General features: G+C 62.3%; 10 protein-coding genes. 8 read left to right on the forward strand and 2 right to left on the reverse strand.

Annotated elements, in window-relative coordinates; translation table 11 throughout:
- Positions 1-300 precede the first annotated feature (300 nt).
- Positions 301-3,843: a PIN domain-containing protein gene (locus tag ARTH_RS09310; RefSeq protein ID WP_011691689.1), complete on the forward strand. Its 3,543-nt coding sequence runs from the start codon at positions 301-303 to the stop codon at positions 3,841-3,843.
- Between the two features lie 367 nt (positions 3,844-4,210).
- Complete coding sequence (locus tag ARTH_RS09315; protein WP_052309676.1) at positions 4,211-5,410, forward strand: integrase core domain-containing protein; 1,200 nt, start codon at positions 4,211-4,213, stop codon at positions 5,408-5,410.
- A gap of 670 nt (positions 5,411-6,080) precedes the next feature.
- Here the strand turns inward: ARTH_RS09315 and ARTH_RS09320 are convergent.
- Positions 6,081-7,031 (reverse strand): LacI family DNA-binding transcriptional regulator, encoded by a 951-nt coding sequence (locus ARTH_RS09320; protein WP_232223611.1) that lies wholly within the window; start codon positions 7,029-7,031, stop codon positions 6,081-6,083.
- 187 nt (positions 7,032-7,218) lie between these two features.
- On the opposite strand from ARTH_RS09320, the gene ARTH_RS09325 reads away from it, so the two are divergent.
- The 6 genes from ARTH_RS09325 to ARTH_RS09350 all read left to right on the forward strand — a co-directional run bounded on the left by ARTH_RS09325 (position 7,219) and on the right by ARTH_RS09350 (position 18,231).
- On the forward strand, positions 7,219-8,541 hold the full coding sequence (locus ARTH_RS09325) for an MFS transporter (RefSeq protein ID WP_011691692.1): 1,323 nt from the start codon (positions 7,219-7,221) through the stop codon (positions 8,539-8,541).
- 78 nt (positions 8,542-8,619) lie between these two features.
- A complete protein-coding gene (locus ARTH_RS09330) occupies positions 8,620-10,056 on the forward strand; it encodes an NAD-dependent epimerase/dehydratase family protein (protein ID WP_011691693.1) in 1,437 nt (478 codons plus the stop codon).
- Positions 10,057-10,105: 49 nt separating this feature from the next.
- Positions 10,106-12,604, forward strand: a complete 2,499-nt coding sequence (locus ARTH_RS09335) for a family 78 glycoside hydrolase catalytic domain (RefSeq protein WP_011691694.1) — start codon at positions 10,106-10,108, stop codon at positions 12,602-12,604.
- A 65-nt stretch (positions 12,605-12,669) separates the two neighbouring features.
- On the forward strand, positions 12,670-14,922 hold the full coding sequence (locus ARTH_RS09340; RefSeq protein WP_011691695.1) for a glycoside hydrolase family 3 C-terminal domain-containing protein: 2,253 nt from the start codon (positions 12,670-12,672) through the stop codon (positions 14,920-14,922).
- 54 nt (positions 14,923-14,976) lie between these two features.
- Positions 14,977-17,307, forward strand: a complete 2,331-nt coding sequence (locus tag ARTH_RS09345; protein ID WP_011691696.1) for an alpha-L-rhamnosidase — start codon at positions 14,977-14,979, stop codon at positions 17,305-17,307.
- Between the two features lie 3 nt (positions 17,308-17,310).
- On the forward strand, positions 17,311-18,231 hold the full coding sequence (locus tag ARTH_RS09350; RefSeq protein ID WP_011691697.1) for an alpha/beta hydrolase fold domain-containing protein: 921 nt from the start codon (positions 17,311-17,313) through the stop codon (positions 18,229-18,231).
- Between the two features lie 412 nt (positions 18,232-18,643).
- Here the strand turns inward: ARTH_RS09350 and ARTH_RS09355 are convergent, their stop codons facing one another.
- The gene (locus ARTH_RS09355; RefSeq protein ID WP_052309677.1) at positions 18,644-19,843 is read right to left on the reverse strand and encodes an integrase core domain-containing protein; all 1,200 of its coding nucleotides are present in this window, start codon (positions 19,841-19,843) and stop codon (positions 18,644-18,646) included.
- Positions 19,844-20,753 lie beyond the last annotated feature (910 nt).

Consider the following 20,753-nt stretch of genomic DNA (forward strand, 5'->3'; position numbering starts at 1 on the left):
GACCGATCTCGTCCCTGTCGGAATGGCTAGTCTTCTCCGCGATTTGGCTCTTGTGCCCCTGTCTTCCTGATGGCCCGCATCTTCATAATGCGATCCTCGCCGTAGCCAATCAATTTCCAGTCGGCTGCACGGTCGCTCATAAGCCCATGCCTCTGGCATGTGGCGCGCCTATGCCGCCGCAACACCTGTCAGTTCAGGAGGGGATTGTCCTAGGTGGGATATAGGCTCGCCATTGCACCGTCTAATAGACCGCCGTTGAGATGCGGCGCAAGGGTGGACACTTTCGCAACTGGAGGGCACATGGCTGCTGAGTGGGCAGTAGGCGTAGCGGCCAAGGTCGCCGGCCCCATGGTGGGAAAACTGACTATGGCGGCGTGGCAACGTATTGCGCTTTCATGGCTGGTCGCCTGGCGTGCGCGGAGGAAAGCTAAGGAACTGCGGCTTCCAGCTCCTGCGTACTGGGAATTTCGTCGGTATCTGGGTGCAGGCGAGCCCCTTTCCGCGTTTAGAAGCGCGGACCCGGAGCGAATTGAGGCTCTAGGGCGAAGTCTGCGGAAGCAGACATTTGGTGCCGCGTGGGCACGACTTACTGACATCCAGGCAAAGCAGTTCGTTGACCTGCTCCTTTCCGCCTACACACACGGACTTTCGACGAACGAAGCCCTTGAGATCCAAAGCGCAACGACCCGTGCCGAGATCAAAGCAGCCCATGTATCTCCAGTATCCGCATTTGAAGCAGACCTTCGCTTCGTTGCACCTGTGCGGGCGAAGCAAGCAAAAGCCCTGGCGGACAGCTGGCCGGCAGTGCACAGGTTCGTCCGCGAGTTCGTGGCAACGCAGGATCCAAAGACGGCCCTAGTGGACTGGAAACAGCACCGTCCTGCATGGTTCGGCCAGACGAGCGCCGCAGCCCTGATGTGGATGGCGGATCTCGCATCGGATTACGGGTTGAACGACGAAGCTATCGCGCTCATCGACGAAGGCCTAGAACAAGGCGCCACACCTGCAGACTATTGGAGGGTCCGCCGCGACCTCCTGGAAGGCACGTCATCACCCGATGCTCAACGGGCAATGATGAAGCGGCACGAAGGACACCCACTTGCCGACTCAATATCAGCCGCAATCGACCAGTCACCACGGCGCGCCCTTGAAATCCTGGACACGTGGGACACGCCCGACGCGGCCGAACGCGCACTGAAGGCCTCGATCCGCTGTCAGTTGCTGGCCGCTAACGATGACATCGAAGGCGCAGTCCGACTTGCACGCGAAGCCCTTCAGGAAGACCAGCTAACCGGGCCGGCCCAATTGGCCGCGGAATACCTCCTGCAACGAGGTTCAATCCGAGATTCTGCCCTTCACTTCGGTGACCTTGAAGCAAGCCTTGAGTTAGCCCTGGCCGTTCGCAATGCCATACGCACTTGGAGAGGGCCGTCCTATCGTGCCGTGGCTACAGCCATGCAAGCAGCACAAGCCCTCGGAAACAGCCGGAAGGCATGGTGTCTGTCCCAGCTCCCGCCGACAGGTGAAGCTATAGACCAAGAAGCCAAAAACCCTGAAGTCCGCAAGCTGGCCATCGTTATAGCGGCGGACACCAGGCCGGACGAAGAGGTCCGCGGCCTCCTGGCAGAAACCGGAGACTACTCGCTGACCCGGTTGGAAGCCGAAGCATTGATGGCTGAACACCACAAGGATGGAAAAACGGCACTGGGCCTGTGGTTGAAGGCAGGCGATCAGGCCGCCACAGCAAACGAACAATTCCGGATCGGATTCCAGATCGCCATGCACGGTGCCGTGCCCCCGCGTATGGAAGCACTGTCAGCCGACCACCGTGACATCGTTAGTGATTTGAAGCTGGTCGCCGCCGCTTTCAGTGAAGTGCCCGGCCAGTTCGAGGCGTTGCGGGCCAGAGCGAGGAAACAGCGCACGCTTGCTTTCGCTCTCTACAGATATTTCGAACTACGATCCGAATTCGAACAGGCAGCGAAGGCGGCTGCCAATGCCGCAAAACAATGGTCAGACGCAGAGCTGTGGCATATCGCCTCCAACGCGTACCTGCGAGCTGGTGACCGCAAAGCCGCACTGACCAGCGCCCGCAGTGCCCTTCAAGTGGCGCAGCCAAGTTGGGGCAAGCATGAGGCCGTCTATGCCAACCTAATCGAGCTTCTTTCGGCAGACGGCCGCTGGGGCGAGGCAGCCGACGCCGCAGCGGACTTGATGACCCGTGATCCTGGCAACCCGGCAGCTGTGTGGGCGCTCGTTGAATGCCAAGTCCGGTTAGGACAGCTTGATGACGCGTGGAAGACATATGCCGAGTTCGGAGGTAGGCCATCGCCGCGCAATGAACGAGAAGCTGTATTGCGCATCAAACTGTGGAGGCGGTACCAGCTGGCTGACGGATCCCTCCACGAGCTTCTCGAAGTACTAGATGCTTTCAACAACAGCAAACAAGTCCGTGCCGTCGCGACGATGGCAATGTTGTTTCCAACCGCAGAATTACCGGAACCGGTCGCTGAACAGATAAGGATTCGCCTCGAGGAGTTGCTGCCAAGTCTCGAGGATGTCTTCATACCGCAGAAGATTGACCTTGAGAATCCACTGGAAGCGTTGAACGGCCTCGTTGCTCAGCTGCCGGATACCTCTGACATGGACCGGCAGGTGGAGGAAGGGAAGCTCCCCTTTGGTGTAGCTGCCTCCGTGCACCACTCCAGTTACGTTGAGCTTCTTGCCAGCCGCACGGGCATCGTCTTCGCCGGGGATGCCACAACGTTCGAGGATGAAGTGGCTGCAGCCCGTGTAGCACGGGACAGCGATGCCGTGGTTGACGTCACCGCTCTTTTGACGCTCGATCTCTTTGATACTGAACTGGGCGATCAATTACTGGGATATTTTGGAGGAAACGCCGTACCTCTAGAACAGTTCCTTGACACCATCCAAGCGGTTGAGAAGTTGTCCCAACGTTCAACTATGTCTATAGGGAAGTCCCGCGAGGGGACAGCGAAGGTTCACCAGATTTCCGAGCGGGAAGCTGAGCAGCGATTCGAGCGTGCAAAGCACGTACACGCACGCTTTCAAAATGTAAGAACCCAGGAACGGTCAGCGGACACCAATATCCCGAGGCTTCAAGCCGAAGAGGAAGTCTTCGTCTGGCTCACGGCTCTCGACCTCGCTTTGGATGAGCCACCCAGACCTCTGTGGTGTGACGATGTGAAGGTCCGACAGCTGGCCGTTGCCATGGGGGCGGCCGCATTTGGAACATCAGCCTTGGTTGAGGCGATGCGGCTTGATCAGATCCTGAGTGACGACCTGGCAACTGCGCTCCAGGCGATCCTCATTAGCCGTCACTATGTTGGCGCCGCCTTTCGCCGGGACTGGCTGGAAGCTGCCGCGGACCTCGATGGATGGCGGGCCAGCGGCTGCGCCAGTTTCATAATGTGGGCGCCCGCGACAGCCAACCCGGAAAGCCAGGTCAAGTTCGCGATGGAAGGGCTACGGCGCTCGTCCGATGAACCTGACTCGGTAAAAAGATGGGTCGAGGCAACTTCCCGATGGCTCATCCGTATCGGCGACAAGGAGGCCTACTCAAACTTGGTGTTGTATCTTCAAAGACTTCTCGCGCAGCCCTGGATAACGTCCGCCCAACTACCATTCGTTCTAGCAGGAATCAGAGCCGCGACAAGCTCCGCCGAGGTCGCCGATCCATTCGAAGCAGCGCTGACAAGTCATTACCAAGACGTCGCCGAGAAGGCCGGGCCAGCTCTCGCGTCACGATACGTACGAGGGTTTGTCCATCTGACAAACGCGGACGACCGCTCCATAACAAACCGAATCATTTTGACTAGTTGATGCCAGCGGCAATGAGGGTTGTTGGTGCAGGTTCATTGGCACCGGGAGGGTGGGGAGCTAAGCCAACATTAGGGCGCGCGCGCAACTATCTGCCTACTTACTTTACGTAACAGTTCGCTGCCGCCAGCCAGTCGAGCAACGTCTTGGCAAGCAGCCCGGTCGGGCTCGCCGAAGTGGACCAAAAGAGGGTGTGCACAATGTGCACACGTTCGGCTTCGGACTGCGGCGTGTTATGTCTCTGGACATGGGTGACAGTTCTGTATCAGGACATGGGTGACAGTTTAGGAGTTCTTGGTGGTGACACTTCTGCCATTCTGATGGGTGAACGAGTGGAGTTGAGCCTGTTGATCCTCGTGTCCGTTTAGCGATCTCGCAGTGGCCGGATGATCCGCCGCGTGGTGCCGTGACAGCGTTCTGTGCCGAGCATGGCATCTCCCGTAAGACGTTTTACGTGTTGTTGGGCCGGGCCCGGGCCGGGGGCCCGGCTACAGCGTTGGAACCGCGGTCCCGTCGGCCGCGCACGAGCCCGTCCAGGATCAGTGATGAGGCCAAGGAGCAGGCACTTCGGGTGCGGGGAGCGTTGGAGCGCTCGGGCCTGGACCACGGACCGATCAGCGTGTTTGAGAAGATGAAGTCCATGGGCCTGGAACCGGTTCCCTCGGTTGCGTCGCTGGCCAGAATCTTCCGTCAAAGCGGTGTCGCGAGGCTGGAGCCGCGGAAGAAACCCCGGGCCGCGTACCGCCGGTGGCAGCTGGATGCGACCGAGTACGTCCTCACCGGTGGCCGTAAATGCGTGATTTTCCAGCTCATCGATGACCACTCCCGTTTCGCGGTCGCCTCCCACGTTGCCGCCGGGGAAACGTCCGAGGCCGCGATCGCGGTGGTGAAGAAGGGCATCACCGCGCACGGGGTACCGCAGAAACTGCTCACGGATAACGGGGCCGCGTTGAACCCTTCACGGCGGGGCCATCAAGGCCAGCTCCTCACGTGCGTCACCTCCCTGGGGATCGAGGCGGTCACCGGGAAACCTTACAAACCAACCACGCAGGGCAAGAACGAACGCTTCCATCAGACCCTATTCCGGTTCCTGGACAAACAACCCCTCGCCAGGACAATTGAACAGCTTCAGGAGCAGGTCGAAGCGTTCGATCAGCTCTATAACACCGAACGCCCGCACCAGGGTTTGCCCGGGCGGATCACCCCGCGCCAAGCATGGGCGGCCACACCGGTCGCCGAGCCACCACACCCGAAACCTGTCCCGGCCCTCACACAGGACAGGACCCGCGGCAGCGGCCAGGCCACCCGCATCGCCTACCCCAACGGCAGAGTCACGATCAACAGCGTGGTCTACATGATCGGCAGACCCTACGCCCGGCACTGCATCCACGCGCTCTGGGACACCGAGATGATCCAGTTCTTCGATGACCAGGGCACCCACATCACGTCCTACCCCTGCCCGCCAGCCGGGACCAAATCAGTCGGCAACGGCAAGCCCCCAGGACGCACCATGAAACAACCCCCAACCGTCACCGAAGTCCTGACACACGACATGTCACCGATCTCCTGATACAGAACCGTCACCCATGTCCCGAGACATCACACTTCGGACTGCGGCGTACTGGGGGCGGATCGGGCCGGATTCCGCATGTTTCCGCGGGATCCCAGTGTTTGCGCGGTCTGGAATGCAGTTCGAGTCCCACCTCGGGCACGCATAACCCCTCGTCAGAGGGGTTTTTGCTTTAATGTGTGGACATTGCTTGTGGTCGCGTCGCTCTGACGGATGGTTTGCCGGCTGTGGGCTGACCGCCGTGGTGGCCTATTCAGGTGTGTGGGGGGGCGGGTTCAAGTCCTTGGCTAGTGGGCCTTCCGCTTGCTGCCACTGGGTATACGCGTTACCTAGGTACGGTTTTCGTTGGCTGGGCTTGAGGGTGCCCTACACCTAGTCATGCGCCGGCGGACCGGCAGCTATATGACCTTTAGGAATCCGAGTTAGCGACTTTTGGAAGGCCTTCTTTGGAACGGCGAGGAGGGCCTGTGTCCGTATTTGTCCTGCCAAAGAGGGTGTGGACAATGTCCACGCTCAAGTCTGCTTTTTAGGGACAGCAGTGGCGCGCGGAGGACTAGCACTATCGGCCTCTGCGGCTGGTGACCCAGCTAGTTTTCTTGCATAGTCTCTGGGAGCCGTTGAACGCCTACATTCGAAACGGGTTGAAGGGGCCCGGGACAGCCCATTTTGGTCAGCTCGGGACGTTACGGGGTGCGGCTGTCGAAGCTCGGGGGATGAGGGTTGCCCGCATTTCGGGCCCAGCCGTCGGTGCTGGAGTTCCTTCGATGGCGCTGAGGGCTAAACGCCCCAGGTAGCGCCCCAGCCCGGCAGTATCTACGTTGATGGTGGACAACTGGGGCTGGAACATCGAAGAGAGTGGTGTGTTATCGAGTCCGATGATCGAGAGGTCCCCTGGGACTGTCAGTCCGGCTCGGAGGGAGGCTCCTGTGAGCGCAGCTGCAACGTCGTCGTTGTAGGCAGCTATGGCAGTGACTCCGACTGAGCGCCAGTCACGGATCGCGGCCAGGGCTGACTCGTCGGCCAGGTCAATGTTCCTGCACGTGATGGGACGAAGCCCCAAGGCAGAGGCAGTCTCCTGGGCGCGGACCCGGCGGGCGTTCACCAGGTCGGCAACCTTTGGATCGTTGAGCCCTGCATACGCAATGGCGGTGTGGCCGAGCTCGGCAAGATGTTCGAGCTGGAGCGCGGGGCCGTTGTCGATGTAGACCTCGGAAGGGGGAGCTTCCGGATCGGGGATCAGGCGGGTGATCCCGGCACCCCGGATCGCCTCTGCCTGCTCCGGTGTGAAGGAATTCAAGGTGAGCACTACGTCGGGCTGGATGCTTTCCCAGAGTGGCCGGGCCTGGCCGCTGGAGTGCGGGGTGTAGGTAACCAGTGTGTAGCCGGCCTGGTCGAGGGTGAGGGATGCTTCCTCGATGTTCCGTCGGAGGCTGAAGTCCAGCGGCCAGTCGGGCAGGACGAGGAGTACTATGTGGCTTCGTCCACTCGCCAGGGTCCGGGCCGCTGAATGCCGGCGGTAGCCGAGGCGCTGGGCTTCCTTCAGAACTTTCGTCCTCGTGGCCTCGGAGATCGTTTGCCCCGGGGTGTTGTTGAGGACGAAGCCCACAGTTGCCCGCGACACTCCCAGTGACTTGGCGATGTCGTATGTCGTCACCCGCCGCGTTGGCACGCTCGTCGCCACCGATCCTCCAGTTCCAGCATTCAGAGCTAGCCACTTGCGCGGGCTAGTTCCCCTACAGTAGCATCAGTGAATTCACTAGCGCGGGCTAGTGACCCTTTTCACTTTTCTCCCTGACAATGGAGTCCTTATGAATTCGCGTGAAACGCATGCTGCAGTTCCCGGCGCCTTGGCGCCGGCGTTGGCAGTGGAAGCGGAACTTCCCGCTCCGGCCCTTGACGCCCCCAAGGTCAGCGGCCGCTACATCTGGCTGATGGTGCTCGCACAGTTTGGTGTGTTCGTAGCATTCATCACGCCTCTGGCTATTTCCCTGGCGATCAGGGTGAACCAGTTGGCGCCAACTAACCAGGAATATTTGGGTTACATCACCGGGGCAGGTGCGTTGGCCGTGATGGTTACCAGCCCGTTCCTTGGCATGGTCAGTGACCGCACCAGGACCCGGATCGGGCGCCGACGCCCCTTCATGATCGCCGGAACACTGTTGGGAGTCATCTCGCTCCTGGTCATGGCATATGCCCCCAGCGTGCTGATCCTTGGAGCCGGCTGGATCCTGGCCCAACTGGGGTGGGGTCAGGTACTGAGCAATCTCCAGATTTCGACGGCGGACCGGCTGCCTGAATCCCAGCGGGGCAAGGTGGCAGGCCTCACGGGCTTCTCCACCCAGGTTGCACCCGTTTTCGGCGTCGTTATCGCCGGCGGTTTCGCAGCTGACCCACTGCTGCTCTTCATGGTTCCCGGTGTGGTCGGTGTGCTTCTCGTAGCACTGTTCGTCCTGTTCGTTCACGAGGCTGATAGCCGCGGCATGGTTTTCTCCGCAAAAATGACGCCAGCGTCAATGCTCCGCAACTACCTCTACAACCCCAGCCAGTACCCAGATTTCTCCTGGAACTGGCTGGGACGGTTCTTCTTTTACTTCGGCCTGACGCTGAACACGACGTTTAGTGCCTTCTTCTTCGCGAGCCGGCTCGGTATCCCCGTGGAACAGGTAGGCGGGATCATCGCCACGCTCGGCGGTGCCGGCGTCCTGGCCACAACTGCGGGCGCGCTGGGTGGGGGCTTCCTGTCCGACCGTCTGCGGCGCCGCCGCCTGTTCGTGCTCTTCGGCGGGCTCTTGATGGCTGCCGGGATGATCTTGATGGCCTTTTCGTCTGATCTCCCTCTCCTCATTGCCGGTTCCTTGGTCACATCGATGGGTATCGGGATGTTCTCAGCGGTGGATCAGGCCCTGTTGCTGGACGTTCTCCCTGAAAAGGCCACCGACGCCGGGCGCTTTATGGGGATCACCGGTTTCGCGACCTCTATCCCACAGTCGGCCGCACCCCTGATCGCCCCGATCTTCCTTGCTATCGGTGCCGCTGGAGACCAGAAGAACTACACCCTGCTATTCGTGGTCGCGGCAGGTTTCGTTCTGCTCGGTGGCGCCGTCATCATGCGGATTCGCTCCGCACGCTGACCAGTCGAGCCATAGCAACCCCCGGCAGTCCACGGCGCCGGGCTGGACCAGTCCAATGCACGATATGGAGATTCGAGATTGAGCATAACCAAACCACACACCACGGTGCTTCTCACCGGGGCAACCGGCAACTGGGGGAGGGCGACCCTGCGCGAGCTCTCCTCGCGTTCGGACCGCGTCACCGTACTGGTGCTCTCCTTACCAGGCGAAAAAGACAAGGCCGTACTGTCGGAGTTCTCGGCCATGGAGAACCTGGATGTTGTCTGGGGGGATCTGACAGATTACGCCACTGTTGCGACGTGCGTAGCGCGGGCGGATGTGGTGCTCCATGTGGGGGCGGTTGTTTCGCCTTTGGCCGATGAGCAGCCTGAGCTGGCTACTCGTGTGAACGTGGGCAGCATGCGGAACATCATCCGGGCGGTGAAGGCACAGCCCGATCCCAGCCGGATCAGGGTTGTCGGCGTCGGGTCGGTAGCGCAGACCGGGAACCGCAACCCCCCGCTCCATTGGGGCAGGGTCGGTGACCCAATCCGCGTGTCCCGGTTCGACGCCTATGGCCAAAGTAAGGTGACAGCCGAGCGGGAACTTGTCGAGGCCGGCCTGCCGACTTGGGTCTGGCTGCGGCAGACAGGAATCTTCCATCCCGGGATGCTCGAAATACGGGACCCCATCATGACCCACTCGCCGTTCGCAGGAGTCATGGAATGGGTTTCGGCACAAGACTCGGCCCGGCTGCTGGCCAACCTCTGCGAACCGGATGTCCCGGGCGAATTGTGGGGAGGTGTCTACAACATCGGCGGGGGCGAGGGCTGGCGGCTCAGCAACTGGCAACTGCAGACGGCCATCGGCCAAGCTGTGGGCGTGAAGGACATCAGGAAGTGGTACGACCGGAATTGGTTCGCGCTGAAGAACTTCCATGGACAGTGGTACACCGACAGCGACCGGCTGCACGCCCTGGTCCCGTTCCGCCAGGACACGTTCGAAAGTGCCCTCGCCCGCGCCCTCGCCACGGCCCCCTCGTCAGTACGAAATGCCGGCAAGGTCCCGGCCTGGATCGTCAAACACCTCGTCATGAAGCCGCTGTCCCGCAAACCCCGGGGAACGATGGCAGCCATCAGGTCAGGAACCGACCAGGAGGTCAGCGCCCATTTCGGCAGCCTGCCGGAATGGCGCAGCATCGGCGACTGGTCCACGTTCGAGCCGCCCGCACCCTCACGCACCCCGTCCTATCTCGACCACGGATATGACGAGAACAAGCCTGCATCCGAGTGGTCCGCCATCGATTACCTGGAGGCAGCAGCCTTCCGAGGCGGCAGGCTTTTGACCGAAGACGTGAACCCTGGGCTTCCGTCGGCACCGCTCATGTGGTCCTGTGGGGCGGGCCATGAATTCGCTGCCAGCCCAAGGCTGGTGCTTCAGGCTGGCCACTGGTGCCCCGCATGTACCGCCGATCCCGCAGGCTACGACCGGCAAGCCGAGCACAACAAATTCCTCGCTCAGGTCATCGATGCATGACCGCCGCGACGACTGCAAGCCCTTCCTTCTCGATACTCAAGGACATTTCATGACCCCCACCTGGCACGCCGAGTTCATCACCTCGGAATTCCCCAACGGCGAGCTCGACGACCCGGCACTGTACTTCCGGAAGGAGTTCCTCGTCGCCGAGGGCCTGACCAAAGCCACCCTCAAAACAACCGCTGTCGGTCTCGTCGAACCCCACCTCAACGGCAGCAAAGTCGGCGACGAAGTGCTGGCCCCGGGCTGGACTTCCTACCGCAACCGGCTCGCCGTCAGCTCCTACGACGTCACGGACTCGATCGCCGTTGGTGCGAACGCCGTGGGCGCCATCGTCGGGCAAGGTTGGGCTCTCGGCCGCCTCGGCTGGGAGAACAAAAGCCACTTCTACTCCAACTCCCCGGCGCTATACCTGGAAATCGAACTGGAGTACGGCGACCGGACGGAGTACGTCCTCTCCGACAGTAGCTTCCGCTGCTCCACCGGCGGGGTCCGCGCCAACAGCATCTACGACGGCGAGACCTTCGACGCACGCTTGGAAAGCAACGGCTGGGCCCTGCCCGGTTTCAATGACCGGCACTGGACCCAGGCGAAACCCTTCGAATGGAACCTCGACACACTGATCGAGCCGGCCGCGCCGCCCATCCGGGCCACCCAGGAGATCAAGCCTGCATCCATCACCAACCTCTCGGGCGGCAGAAGCATCATCGACTTCGGCCAGGTCATCTCAGGATGGGTACGCCTGCGCGCCCGGGGCGGAAAGGCGGGAGACACCATCACCCTCCGGCACGCCGAACTGCTCACACCCGGCGGCGAGCTCGACACCGAGACGCTACGGACGGCCCAAGCCACGGATCACTGGATCCTCGCCGGGCCTGAAGACACCACCTGGGAGCCCCGCTTTACCTTCCACGGCTTCCGCTACGCCGAAGTCACCGGCTATCCCGGAGATCTTTCCGTCCGGGACATCACCGCCGTGGTCGTGCACAGTGATATGGCACGCACCGGGTGGTTCTCATCGTCCAATGAGCTGGTCGACCGGATGCACGAGAACACCGTCTGGTCCATGCGGGACAACTTTGTCGGCGTCCCCACAGACTGCCCGCAGCGGGACGAACGGCTCGGGTGGACCGGGGACCTGCACGCCTTCGGACCCACCGCCGTACTCCTCCACGACGTCCGCGGGGTGCTCAGATCATGGCTGGCAGATCTCCGGGCCGAGCAGAACGAAAAGAGCTTCGTTCCATGGGTTGTCCCCGACATCCTCTCCACCCCGTCGTCCCCGACCGCGTTGTGGAGCGACGTGGCCGTCGCCCTGCCCTGGACCCTGTACCAGGAATATGGAGACACATCCATCCTGGAAGAGTCCTACGACTCCATGGCCACCTTCGTCCGCCAGGTCGAAGGCCTGCTGGATGAGAACGGGCTATGGAGCTCCGGATTCCAGTACGGTGACTGGCTGGACCCGGACGCCCCGGACGACAACCCCGCCGGCGGCAAAACTGACCGCCATCTCGTCGCCTCCGCCTACTTCTGCAAAACGACGAGGGAAATGGCCGACACCGCCGAAATCCTGGGACAAGAGCGGGACGCATCTTACTTCCGCGCGCTCAACAGGCGGGTGCGCGAGGTGTTCCGGCGCGAATACATCACCGAGGCCGGACGGATCGTGAACGAGTCAGCCACTGCCTACGCGCTGGCGATCTGCTTCGGCATCCTTGAGGAGGACCAGATGCGCCACGCCGGCAAACAGTTGGCCCAGCTCGTGGCGAAATCCGGCTACACCATCTCCACAGGCTTCGCGGGCACACCCCACGTAACGGACGCCCTGACACTCACCGGGCACCTGGATGAGGCCTACAAGCTGCTCACCCAAACCCAGTGTCCTTCCTTCCTCTACCCGGTCACCCAGGGTGCCACGACCATCTGGGAACGCTGGGACTCAGTCCGGCCGGACGGCACGGTGAACCCTTCGGGCATGACTTCCCTGAACCACTACGCATTCGGAGCCGTCACGTCCTGGCTGTACCGGGTCGTCGCCGGCCTCCAAGCCGCAGCCCCGGGGTGGCGCCGCATCCGCATCGAACCCCGCCCCGGAGGCGGACTTACCCATGCCACCGCGCGGCATGACACTGTCCTGGGCGCCGTGGAGGTCTCTTGGCGGATCACATCCAAAACCATGAGCGTAGACGTGCGCATGCCCGCCGGCGCCGAGGCTGAAGTGGTCCTGCCACTCGACCCGGATAACAGGACAATCAGCATCGGGCAAGGGCAGCATCACTGGGAATACGCGTTGCCCGAGTCCTACGGAACACGTCCTGACTTCACCATGGACACGCCCCTGGCGGAGCTGTCCAGGGACATCACTACATGGGACGCCCTCACCCGGGTTTTCGCCTCCCACCTGCCCGGCGTCCCCATCGAAGGCAACGGGCCAGGAGCTGAAGGTATCTCGCTGAGCGTCTTGCTGCAGTACGTCCCGGGTGCCTCCGAAGAGTTCCGCCTGGACCTCGAAAACGCCCTGACAGAAGCCGCCGCGCACGCCTAGCTGCCGCCGCTGTTCGGCCCGCCTACCTACCGGGCCGAACAGCCACCAGACCAATGGAGAGTTTTATGAGCACGAACACGTCCAACCTCACCCTGGAGCAAAAAGCATCGCTGCTATCAGGAGAGAACTTTTGGCAGACGAAAGAACTGCCGGAGGCAGGCATCCCCGCCATCGTCCTGACTGATGGGCCGCACGGTATCCGACGCCAACTGGCCGGGGAAGACCACCTCGGCCTGCACCACAGCGAACCCTCGACATGCTTCCCGCCGGCAGTGGCAGTAGGTTCCAGCTGGAATCCAGCGGTCGCCCAGAGGCTCGGTGCCGGTGTCGGCAAGGAAGGCCACCGACTGGGCATATCCGTCGCACTGGGGCCGGGCGTGAACATCAAGAGGTCGCCGTTGTGCGGCAGGAACTTCGAGTACTACTCCGAGGACCCGCTGCTCTCGGGCATCCTAGGGGCTGCGCACGTCACCGGGCTCCAGGCCGAAGGCGTCGGGGCCAGCGTCAAACACTTCGCAGCCAACAACCAGGAAACCGACCGGATGCGGGTCAGCGTCGAGATTGACGAACGCACCCTCCGGGAAATCTACCTCCCGGCCTTCGAGCGGATCGTCAAGGAAGCGCGGCCCGCCACTGTCATGTGCTCCTACAACAAAATCAACGGGGTCTACGCCTCCGAAAACCGATGGCTGCTCACCGAACTGCTACGGGACGAATGGGGCTTCGACGGAGCCGTGGTATCCGACTGGGGCGCGGTCTCGAACCGCGTCGCCGCACTCAAAGCCGGCCTGGACCTCGAAATGCCGGGCAACGGAGGAACCAGCAACCGTGAAATTGTCGAGGCCGTTAAGAACGGAACGCTGGACATCGACGATGTCGACCGCGCAGCGGCCCGTGTTCTTTCCCTGACACACAATTCCGTGGCCTCACCGGGCCACTACGACGTCGGAGACAGCCATGCCTTGGCACATGAGCTTGCCCGGGAGTGCATCGTGCTGCTCAAGAACGACGGACAGGCGCTTCCACTGGCCGGCAATTCCCGGGTTGCTGTCATCGGTCACTTCGCCGCCGCGCCCCGCTACCAGGGCGGCGGCAGCTCCCATATCAACGCGACGCGGGAAGAATCCGCCCTGGAATCCATCCGCGAACATGCGGCACGGCTCGGGGCCGAGGTCACATACTCGCCGGGCTTCACCGTGGACGACCACGCTCCGGAGCAGGCCACACTGATGGGCGCAGCCGTTGAAGCTGCGACCGCTTCGGACGTGGCGATCATCTTCGCCGGACTCTCCGAGCAAGACGAATCCGAAGGGTTCGACCGAAACCACCTGGACCTTCCCGCGCACCAAGTCCATGCGATTCGTACCGTCGCACAGGCAGCCCCGAAGACCGTCGTCGTCCTCTCCCACGGGGGCGTCGTTTCCCTCGAAGGCTGGCATGACGACGCCGATGCGATCGTTGAAGGGTGGCTGCTGGGCCAGGCCGGCGGGGCGGCGATCGCCGAAGTCCTGTTCGGCGCCGTCAACCCTTCCGGGCACCTTGCCGAAACAATTCCTTTGAGGCTTCAGGACAATCCCAGCTGGCTCAACTTCCCCGGAGAGCAGCAGCATGTCCGCTACGGCGAAGGCGTGTTCGTCGGATACCGCTACTACACCAGCGCGGACGTCCCCGTCCGCTACCATTTCGGACACGGGCTCAGCTACACCACGTTCCGTACCGACAACCTCGATATCGAAGTCACAGGCCCCTCATCCGCCCGTGCACGCGTGACCGTCACCAACACCGGAAACCTGGCCGGGAAACATGTCATCCAGCTTTACGTGGCCACGACCGCTGGCCCCGTGAAACGCCCGGCCCGCGAATTGAAGGCCTTCACTAAAATCGACCTGGACCCCGGGCAGAGCAAAACAGTGGAACTGGGGCTGGACCACCGGTCCTTTGCCTATTACGACGAACCCCTCGGCCGTTGGGTGGCCGCAGCGGGTGACTACGCCATCCAGATCGGCGTCGACGCCGGAACCATCGACACCCAAACGTCGATCACCCTGGTGGGGGACACTATTACACGTGAACTGAGCATGGATTCCCCGGTCGGTGAATGGTTCGGGCACCCCGTCGTCGGCCCGGCACTCCTGCAGGGGATCACGGCATCCATGTCAGAGCAACAGGCACACGCTGCCGCGGCCAACCAGGACAGCATGAGGATGGTGGAATCTTTGCCGATGAAGCAATTCGTCGGCTTCCTCGGAGACGCCCTCCCGCCCGAAGCACTCGACCAACTCTTGGCACTCAGCCGCCAGCCGGCCGAAGCCGTCTAACTGTCCCGCCAACACATCAAGCCATAATTCCGACGGATTGCAGAAAGTACGCCATTGACTGCCCAGATCGATGCCACTGCCCAGGACCTGCTCGCCAAGGCGACCTGGATCCAGGCCGCTGAAGACACTGTCCCTCCGGCCGGCGCGCGCCCAGCCTACGAATTCCGCACCACCTTCACCCTTCACGGGGCGCCTCGGCACGCCACCCTGGCGGCCACCGCCCACGGGATCTATGAAGCCTTCATCAACGGGGTCCGTGTTGGCGATGAGGAACTGACGCCCGGCCTGACCAGTTACGCCAAGACCCTCTACGTGCAGCACCACGAGGTCACCGGCTTGCTGGAGACGGGTTTGAACGAACTGCGGCTGGTGCTCAGCGATGGATGGTTCCGCGGACGATGCGGACCCAGCCGGGTTCCTGACAACTTCGGAGTACATACCGCTCTTGTCGCACAACTCAACCTCGAAACATCAGCCGACACCATCATCATTGCCACGGGCCCTGACTGGGAATACGGCACCGGCTCCATCACCGCCGCAGACCTCATGGACGGGCAAACGAACGATTTCACGAGGCTGGACGACATCCCATGGCAGCCCGTCAGGGTCGCCGACAACGCGTTGACCCTTGATCGATCCCGGCTCGCCTTTTCGCCCGCGCCTCCCGTGCGGCGCATCCGTCAATACCCGGCTATTGACGTCACCAGGCTCTCCCGTGGCAGACAGATCGTGGACTTTGGACAAAACCTCAACGGCTGGGTCCGACTGTCAGCGCTCGGACCGGCAGGAACCACCACCAAGCTCACCCACGGAGAAGCCCTCGACCCCACCGGTGACCTGACCACCGCGCACCTCGCCTACACCCCGTACCCGGACCCCAACCCCCTGCCCACAGGCCAAACCGACACCGTTATCTCCCGAGGGCATCCCGGCGACGTGTTCGAACCACGCCACACCACCCACGGGTTCCGGTACGTTGCCGTCGATGGCCTTCTTGAGGACCTCAACCCGGCCGACATCGTCGCCGTCCTCGTGCACACGGACTTGGCAGCTACCGGCACTTTCGAATGCAGCGACGAACGTGTCAACCGACTGCACCGCATCGCTGAGGCCAGCTGGCACGCGAACGCGTGCGACGTGCCCACTGACTGCCCGCAACGGGAACGCTGGGGCTACACCGGCGACTACCAAATTTTCGTCCGCAGCGCCGCGTTCCTCGACGACATCTATGGTTTCTCGAGGAAATGGCTGCAGTCGCTGGCTGATGACCAGCTCGACAACGGCTGCATCACCAACGTTGCCCCCAACACGGGCGTGGTCGACAACCCCGAGATCCCCTTCTCCTTTGACGGGTCCGCAGGCTGGGGGGACGCGGCAACCATCGTGCCCTGGCAGCTCTACGTAACCTACGGCGACGCCCGCGTGCTCGAAGATAGCTTCGAGATGATGACCCGATGGGTGGACTACATCGCCGGCCTCGCCGCGACCGGGCGGCACCCCTCCCGCCAGGAGAGCCGAGCGGAACCTGCGCCCCATGAAAGCTTCCTTTGGGACTCAGGCTTCCACTGGGGAGAATGGGCCGAGCCCGGGGGAGCCTTCGACTTCTTTGGCGACAAAGGCATCGTGGCCACCGCATACATGGCCCGTTCCGCGGACATCGTCTCCAAAGCCGCCGCGATCCTCGGTAAAAAGGAGCTCGCCCACCACTACCGGGAACTTCATGCCAACGCCCTTGACGCCTGGCGCACCGAGTACCTCACCCCGGCAGGTCACCTGACCCTCGAATCGCAAGCCAACTACGTGCGGGGTCTGGCTTTCGGGCTGATCCCTGCAGAACTCGAAACAAACGCCGTCAACCGTCTTGTCGAGCTCATCCGGGAAAAGGACAACCATCTGTCCACAGGATTCCTCTCGACACCATTCCTGCTGCCGGTACTGGCGGACCACGGCCGGACAGATGTCGCCTATGAACTGCTGTTCCAGGACACCGCTCCGAGCTGGATGACCATGCTCGACAGGGGTGCGACCACGATTTGGGAATCCTGGGAAGGAATCACCGAAGACGGCATGATGCATGAGTCGCTGAACCACTACTCCAAGGGAGCGGTCATCACGTTCCTTCACGAATACGTCGCCGGCATCCGTCCCGACGAAAACCACCCCGGGTATGAGCACTTCACTATCGAACCCAAGCCCGGCCACGGACTGAACTGGGCACGCGCAAACCTCCGTGCAGCGCGCGGGGCTATCACCAGCGCATGGCACATCGACGACGAGACGTTCACACTCGACGTGACCGTGCCCGCGGGGGCAACCGCCCGCATTGTCATGCCCACCGGAACACAGCACACAGCCGGGCCGGGAAACCACACCTTCAAGGAATAGCCCATGCAAACCCTCACCCCACCGCGCAGCCCCTCCCTGCGCAGCCGCATCCTTCGCTCCATCCTGCTCCGCGCCAAGAACACCAACGACATCGCCGCAACCCTCGCCAAAAAAGAAGCGGAGGAAGTCAACGGCAGACCTGACCCAACCCCGAGCCGTTCGGCACTTTCGGGCATCACCATCACACGAATGGTCATCGCCGATACCGTCGTGTTCCGTCTGCGGCACAAGCGGCGGGAGCCCCAAAGGGCCGTGCTCTTCTTTCACGGCGGCGGCTACATCGAGGGCCCGTCAGCAGGAACCTGGATGATCGGGGCCCGCTTTGTCAGGGACGCCGCGGCAGAGGTGTGGATACCTGCCTACCGCCTGGCGCCCCGGCAAACAGCCGAAACGACTGTCGCGGTCGCGCAGGCTGTTTACGAAAAGCTCATCTCCGTGTGGTCCCCGGAGGCCGTCGCCGTGTCCGGTGATTCAGCAGGTGGCGGCCTCGCCCTTGCAACCGTGCAAGCAGCCGCCGCATCGGGCCTACCAATGCCTGCGATGCTCGGCCTGTTCGCGCCATGGGTTGACCTGACAATGTCCGACTGGAGGGAGCAAGCCGCAGCCGATCCCATGCTCGACTACGGCAGGCTCACACAATCAGCCAAGGCCTACGCTGGCGACCTCCCACTGGAAGACCCACGCGTTAGCCCCCTCCACGGTGACCTAACCGGCCTGCCTCCCACCTGGGTCATCGTCGGTGACGACGACATGCTGGTTCATCAAAACCGCCGCCTGCGCGACGGACTGGTCGCAGCGGGGACTCCCCATGTATACCGTGAAGACCCCGGGATGGCGCACGTTCACGTCCTACTCCCAGTCCCCGAAGGACGCCGTGCCCTCAACGCCTTCCTGGAAGCCATGCAGGTGACCGGATCCATCTGACCGCGGAACCGCGGCAGCTCGGGGTCTAAAGAACCGTCGTCCTGGACGGCAGCAGCCCTACCAGGGCCGCCGGCAATCAGCCTGGTGCCGGATCACCACGTCTGCGTTGTTGACGCTTCGGACATTGGCAGCATTCGGGCTGTCCCCGATAATAGACGTTCGGTCGTTTTGGCCTAAGCCGGCTCATCCTGGTGTTGTCTTAGTGCCGTCGCCATTCGGGGCTATCGTTTCGTAGCGAGGCAGCGGCCGGGGAAGGCGAGGGGAGAGAACGCGCGCGAGCAGTCCTTGGATCAACGGGCTGGTCGGCTGCATGGGGCGGAGAAGCGGGCAAAAAGGAGCTGTGCACAATGTGCACACGCTGGGCTTCGGACTGCGGAGTGTGATGTCTCGGGACATGGGTGACGGTTCTGTATCAGGAGATCGGTGACATGTCGTGTGTCAGGACTTCGGTGACGGTTGGGGGTTGTTTCATGGTGCGTCCTGGGGGCTTGCCGTTGCCGACTGATTTGGTCCCGGCTGGCGGGCAGGGGTAGGACGTGATGTGGGTGCCCTGGTCATCGAAGAACTGGATCATCTCGGTGTCCCAGAGCGCGTGGATGCAGTGCCGGGCGTAGGGTCTGCCGATCATGTAGACCACGCTGTTGATCGTGACTCTGCCGTTGGGGTAGGCGATGCGGGTGGCCTGGCCGCTGCCGCGGGTCCTGTCCTGTGTGAGGGCCGGGACAGGTTTCGGGTGTGGTGGCTCGGCGACCGGTGTGGCCGCCCATGCTTGGCGCGGGGTGATCCGCCCGGGCAAACCCTGGTGCGGGCGTTCGGTGTTATAGAGCTGATCGAACGCTCCGACCTGCTCCTGAAGCTGTTCAATTGTCCTGGCGAGGGGTTGTTTGTCCAGGAACCGGAATAGGGTCTGATGGAAGCGTTCGTTCTTGCCCTGCGTGGTTGGTTTGTAAGGTTTCCCGGTGACCGCCTCGATCCCCAGGGAGGTGACGCACGTGAGGAGCTGGCCTTGATGGCCCCGCCGTGAAGGGTTCAACGCGGCCCCGTTATCCGTGAGCAGTTTCTGCGGTACCCCGTGCGCGGTGATGCCCTTCTTCACCACCGCGATCGCGGCCTCGGACGTTTCCCCGGCGGCAACGTGGGAGGCGACCGCGAAACGGGAGTGGTCATCGATGAGCTGGAAAATCACGCATTTACGGCCACCGGTGAGGACGTACTCGGTCGCATCCAGCTGCCACCGGCGGTACGCGGCCCGGGGTTTCTTCCGCGGCTCCAGCCTCGCGACACCGCTTTGACGGAAGATTCTGGCCAGCGACGCAACCGAGGGAACCGGTTCCAGGCCCATGGACTTCATCTTCTCAAACACGCTGATCGGTCCGTGGTCCAGGCCCGAGCGCTCCAACGCTCCCCGCACCCGAAGTGCCTGCTCCTTGGCCTCATCACTGATCCTGGACGGGCTCGTGCGCGGCCGACGGGACCGCGGTTCCAACGCTGTAGCCGGGCCCCCGGCCCGGGCCCGGCCCAACAACACGTAAAACGTCTTACGGGAGATGCCATGCTCGGCACAGAACGCTGTCACGGCACCACGCGGCGGATCATCCGGCCACTGCGAGATCGCTAAACGGACACGAGGATCAACAGGCTCAACTCCACTCGTCCACCCATCAGAATGGCAGAAGTGTCACCACCAAGAACTCCTAAACTGTCACCCATGTCCTGATACAGAACTGTCACCCATGTCCAGAGACATAACACTTCGGACTGCGGAGTACATCGGCCGGACTGGTTCGGATTCCGCATGTTTCCGCGGGTGCCCAGTGTTCACAAGGGCCGGAATGCAGTTCGAGTCCCACCTCGGGCACGCATAACCCCTCGTCAGAGGGGTTTTTGCTTTAATGTGTGGACATTGACCCTGGTCGGGTCCCTCTGACGTTGTCCGCGGTCTGTGCCTGGCGCCGCGGTCGCCTATTCGGTTGTGTGGGTGGTGGGTTGGTCCTTGGCTTGTGGGCCGTCCGCATGCTGGAATCGAGGGTTTTGTGCTGTCCTTTCTTGCTGGCTCGGTAGCCAGCTATTGCCCCCACTTATTCATGGTAAGGAGTTGTGGTGACGACATGACCAAGCCGAATTGTTTTCGAGGATCTTCCTCGGATAGGTGCCTTCGGCAAGCCAGCGGAGTGCGCGCATCGAGTGTTTGTCCGGCCAAAGGGGGTGTGCACATTGTGCACACCCTTGTGCACGGGCGCCTTGGGCCTGCATTTTGGTCCCCTTCTTGTTCTTCCGACACCACTTCATGCAGGTCGCTGTTGCAGGCGACATGACTTTGCGGCCCAGACCCGCGGTTTCCTAGGACGTTCTGGGTTCAGCGGCACCTCTCAAGGCGTACCTGTTGCCAGCGGACGATCCGTCGACAGTGTGAAGGTGTGTGGGATCCGGACTTTCTTCAGGGGCAGTCCTCAGCCATGCTCTTCCGCGGCCGTACACGATTCTCGCTCGCTTGCTGAGGGCGTTCTGGGTTGTGGCCAGAG

It is taken from the genome of Arthrobacter sp. FB24, from assembly GCF_000196235.1.
GTDB lineage: Bacteria > Actinomycetota > Actinomycetes > Actinomycetales > Micrococcaceae > Arthrobacter.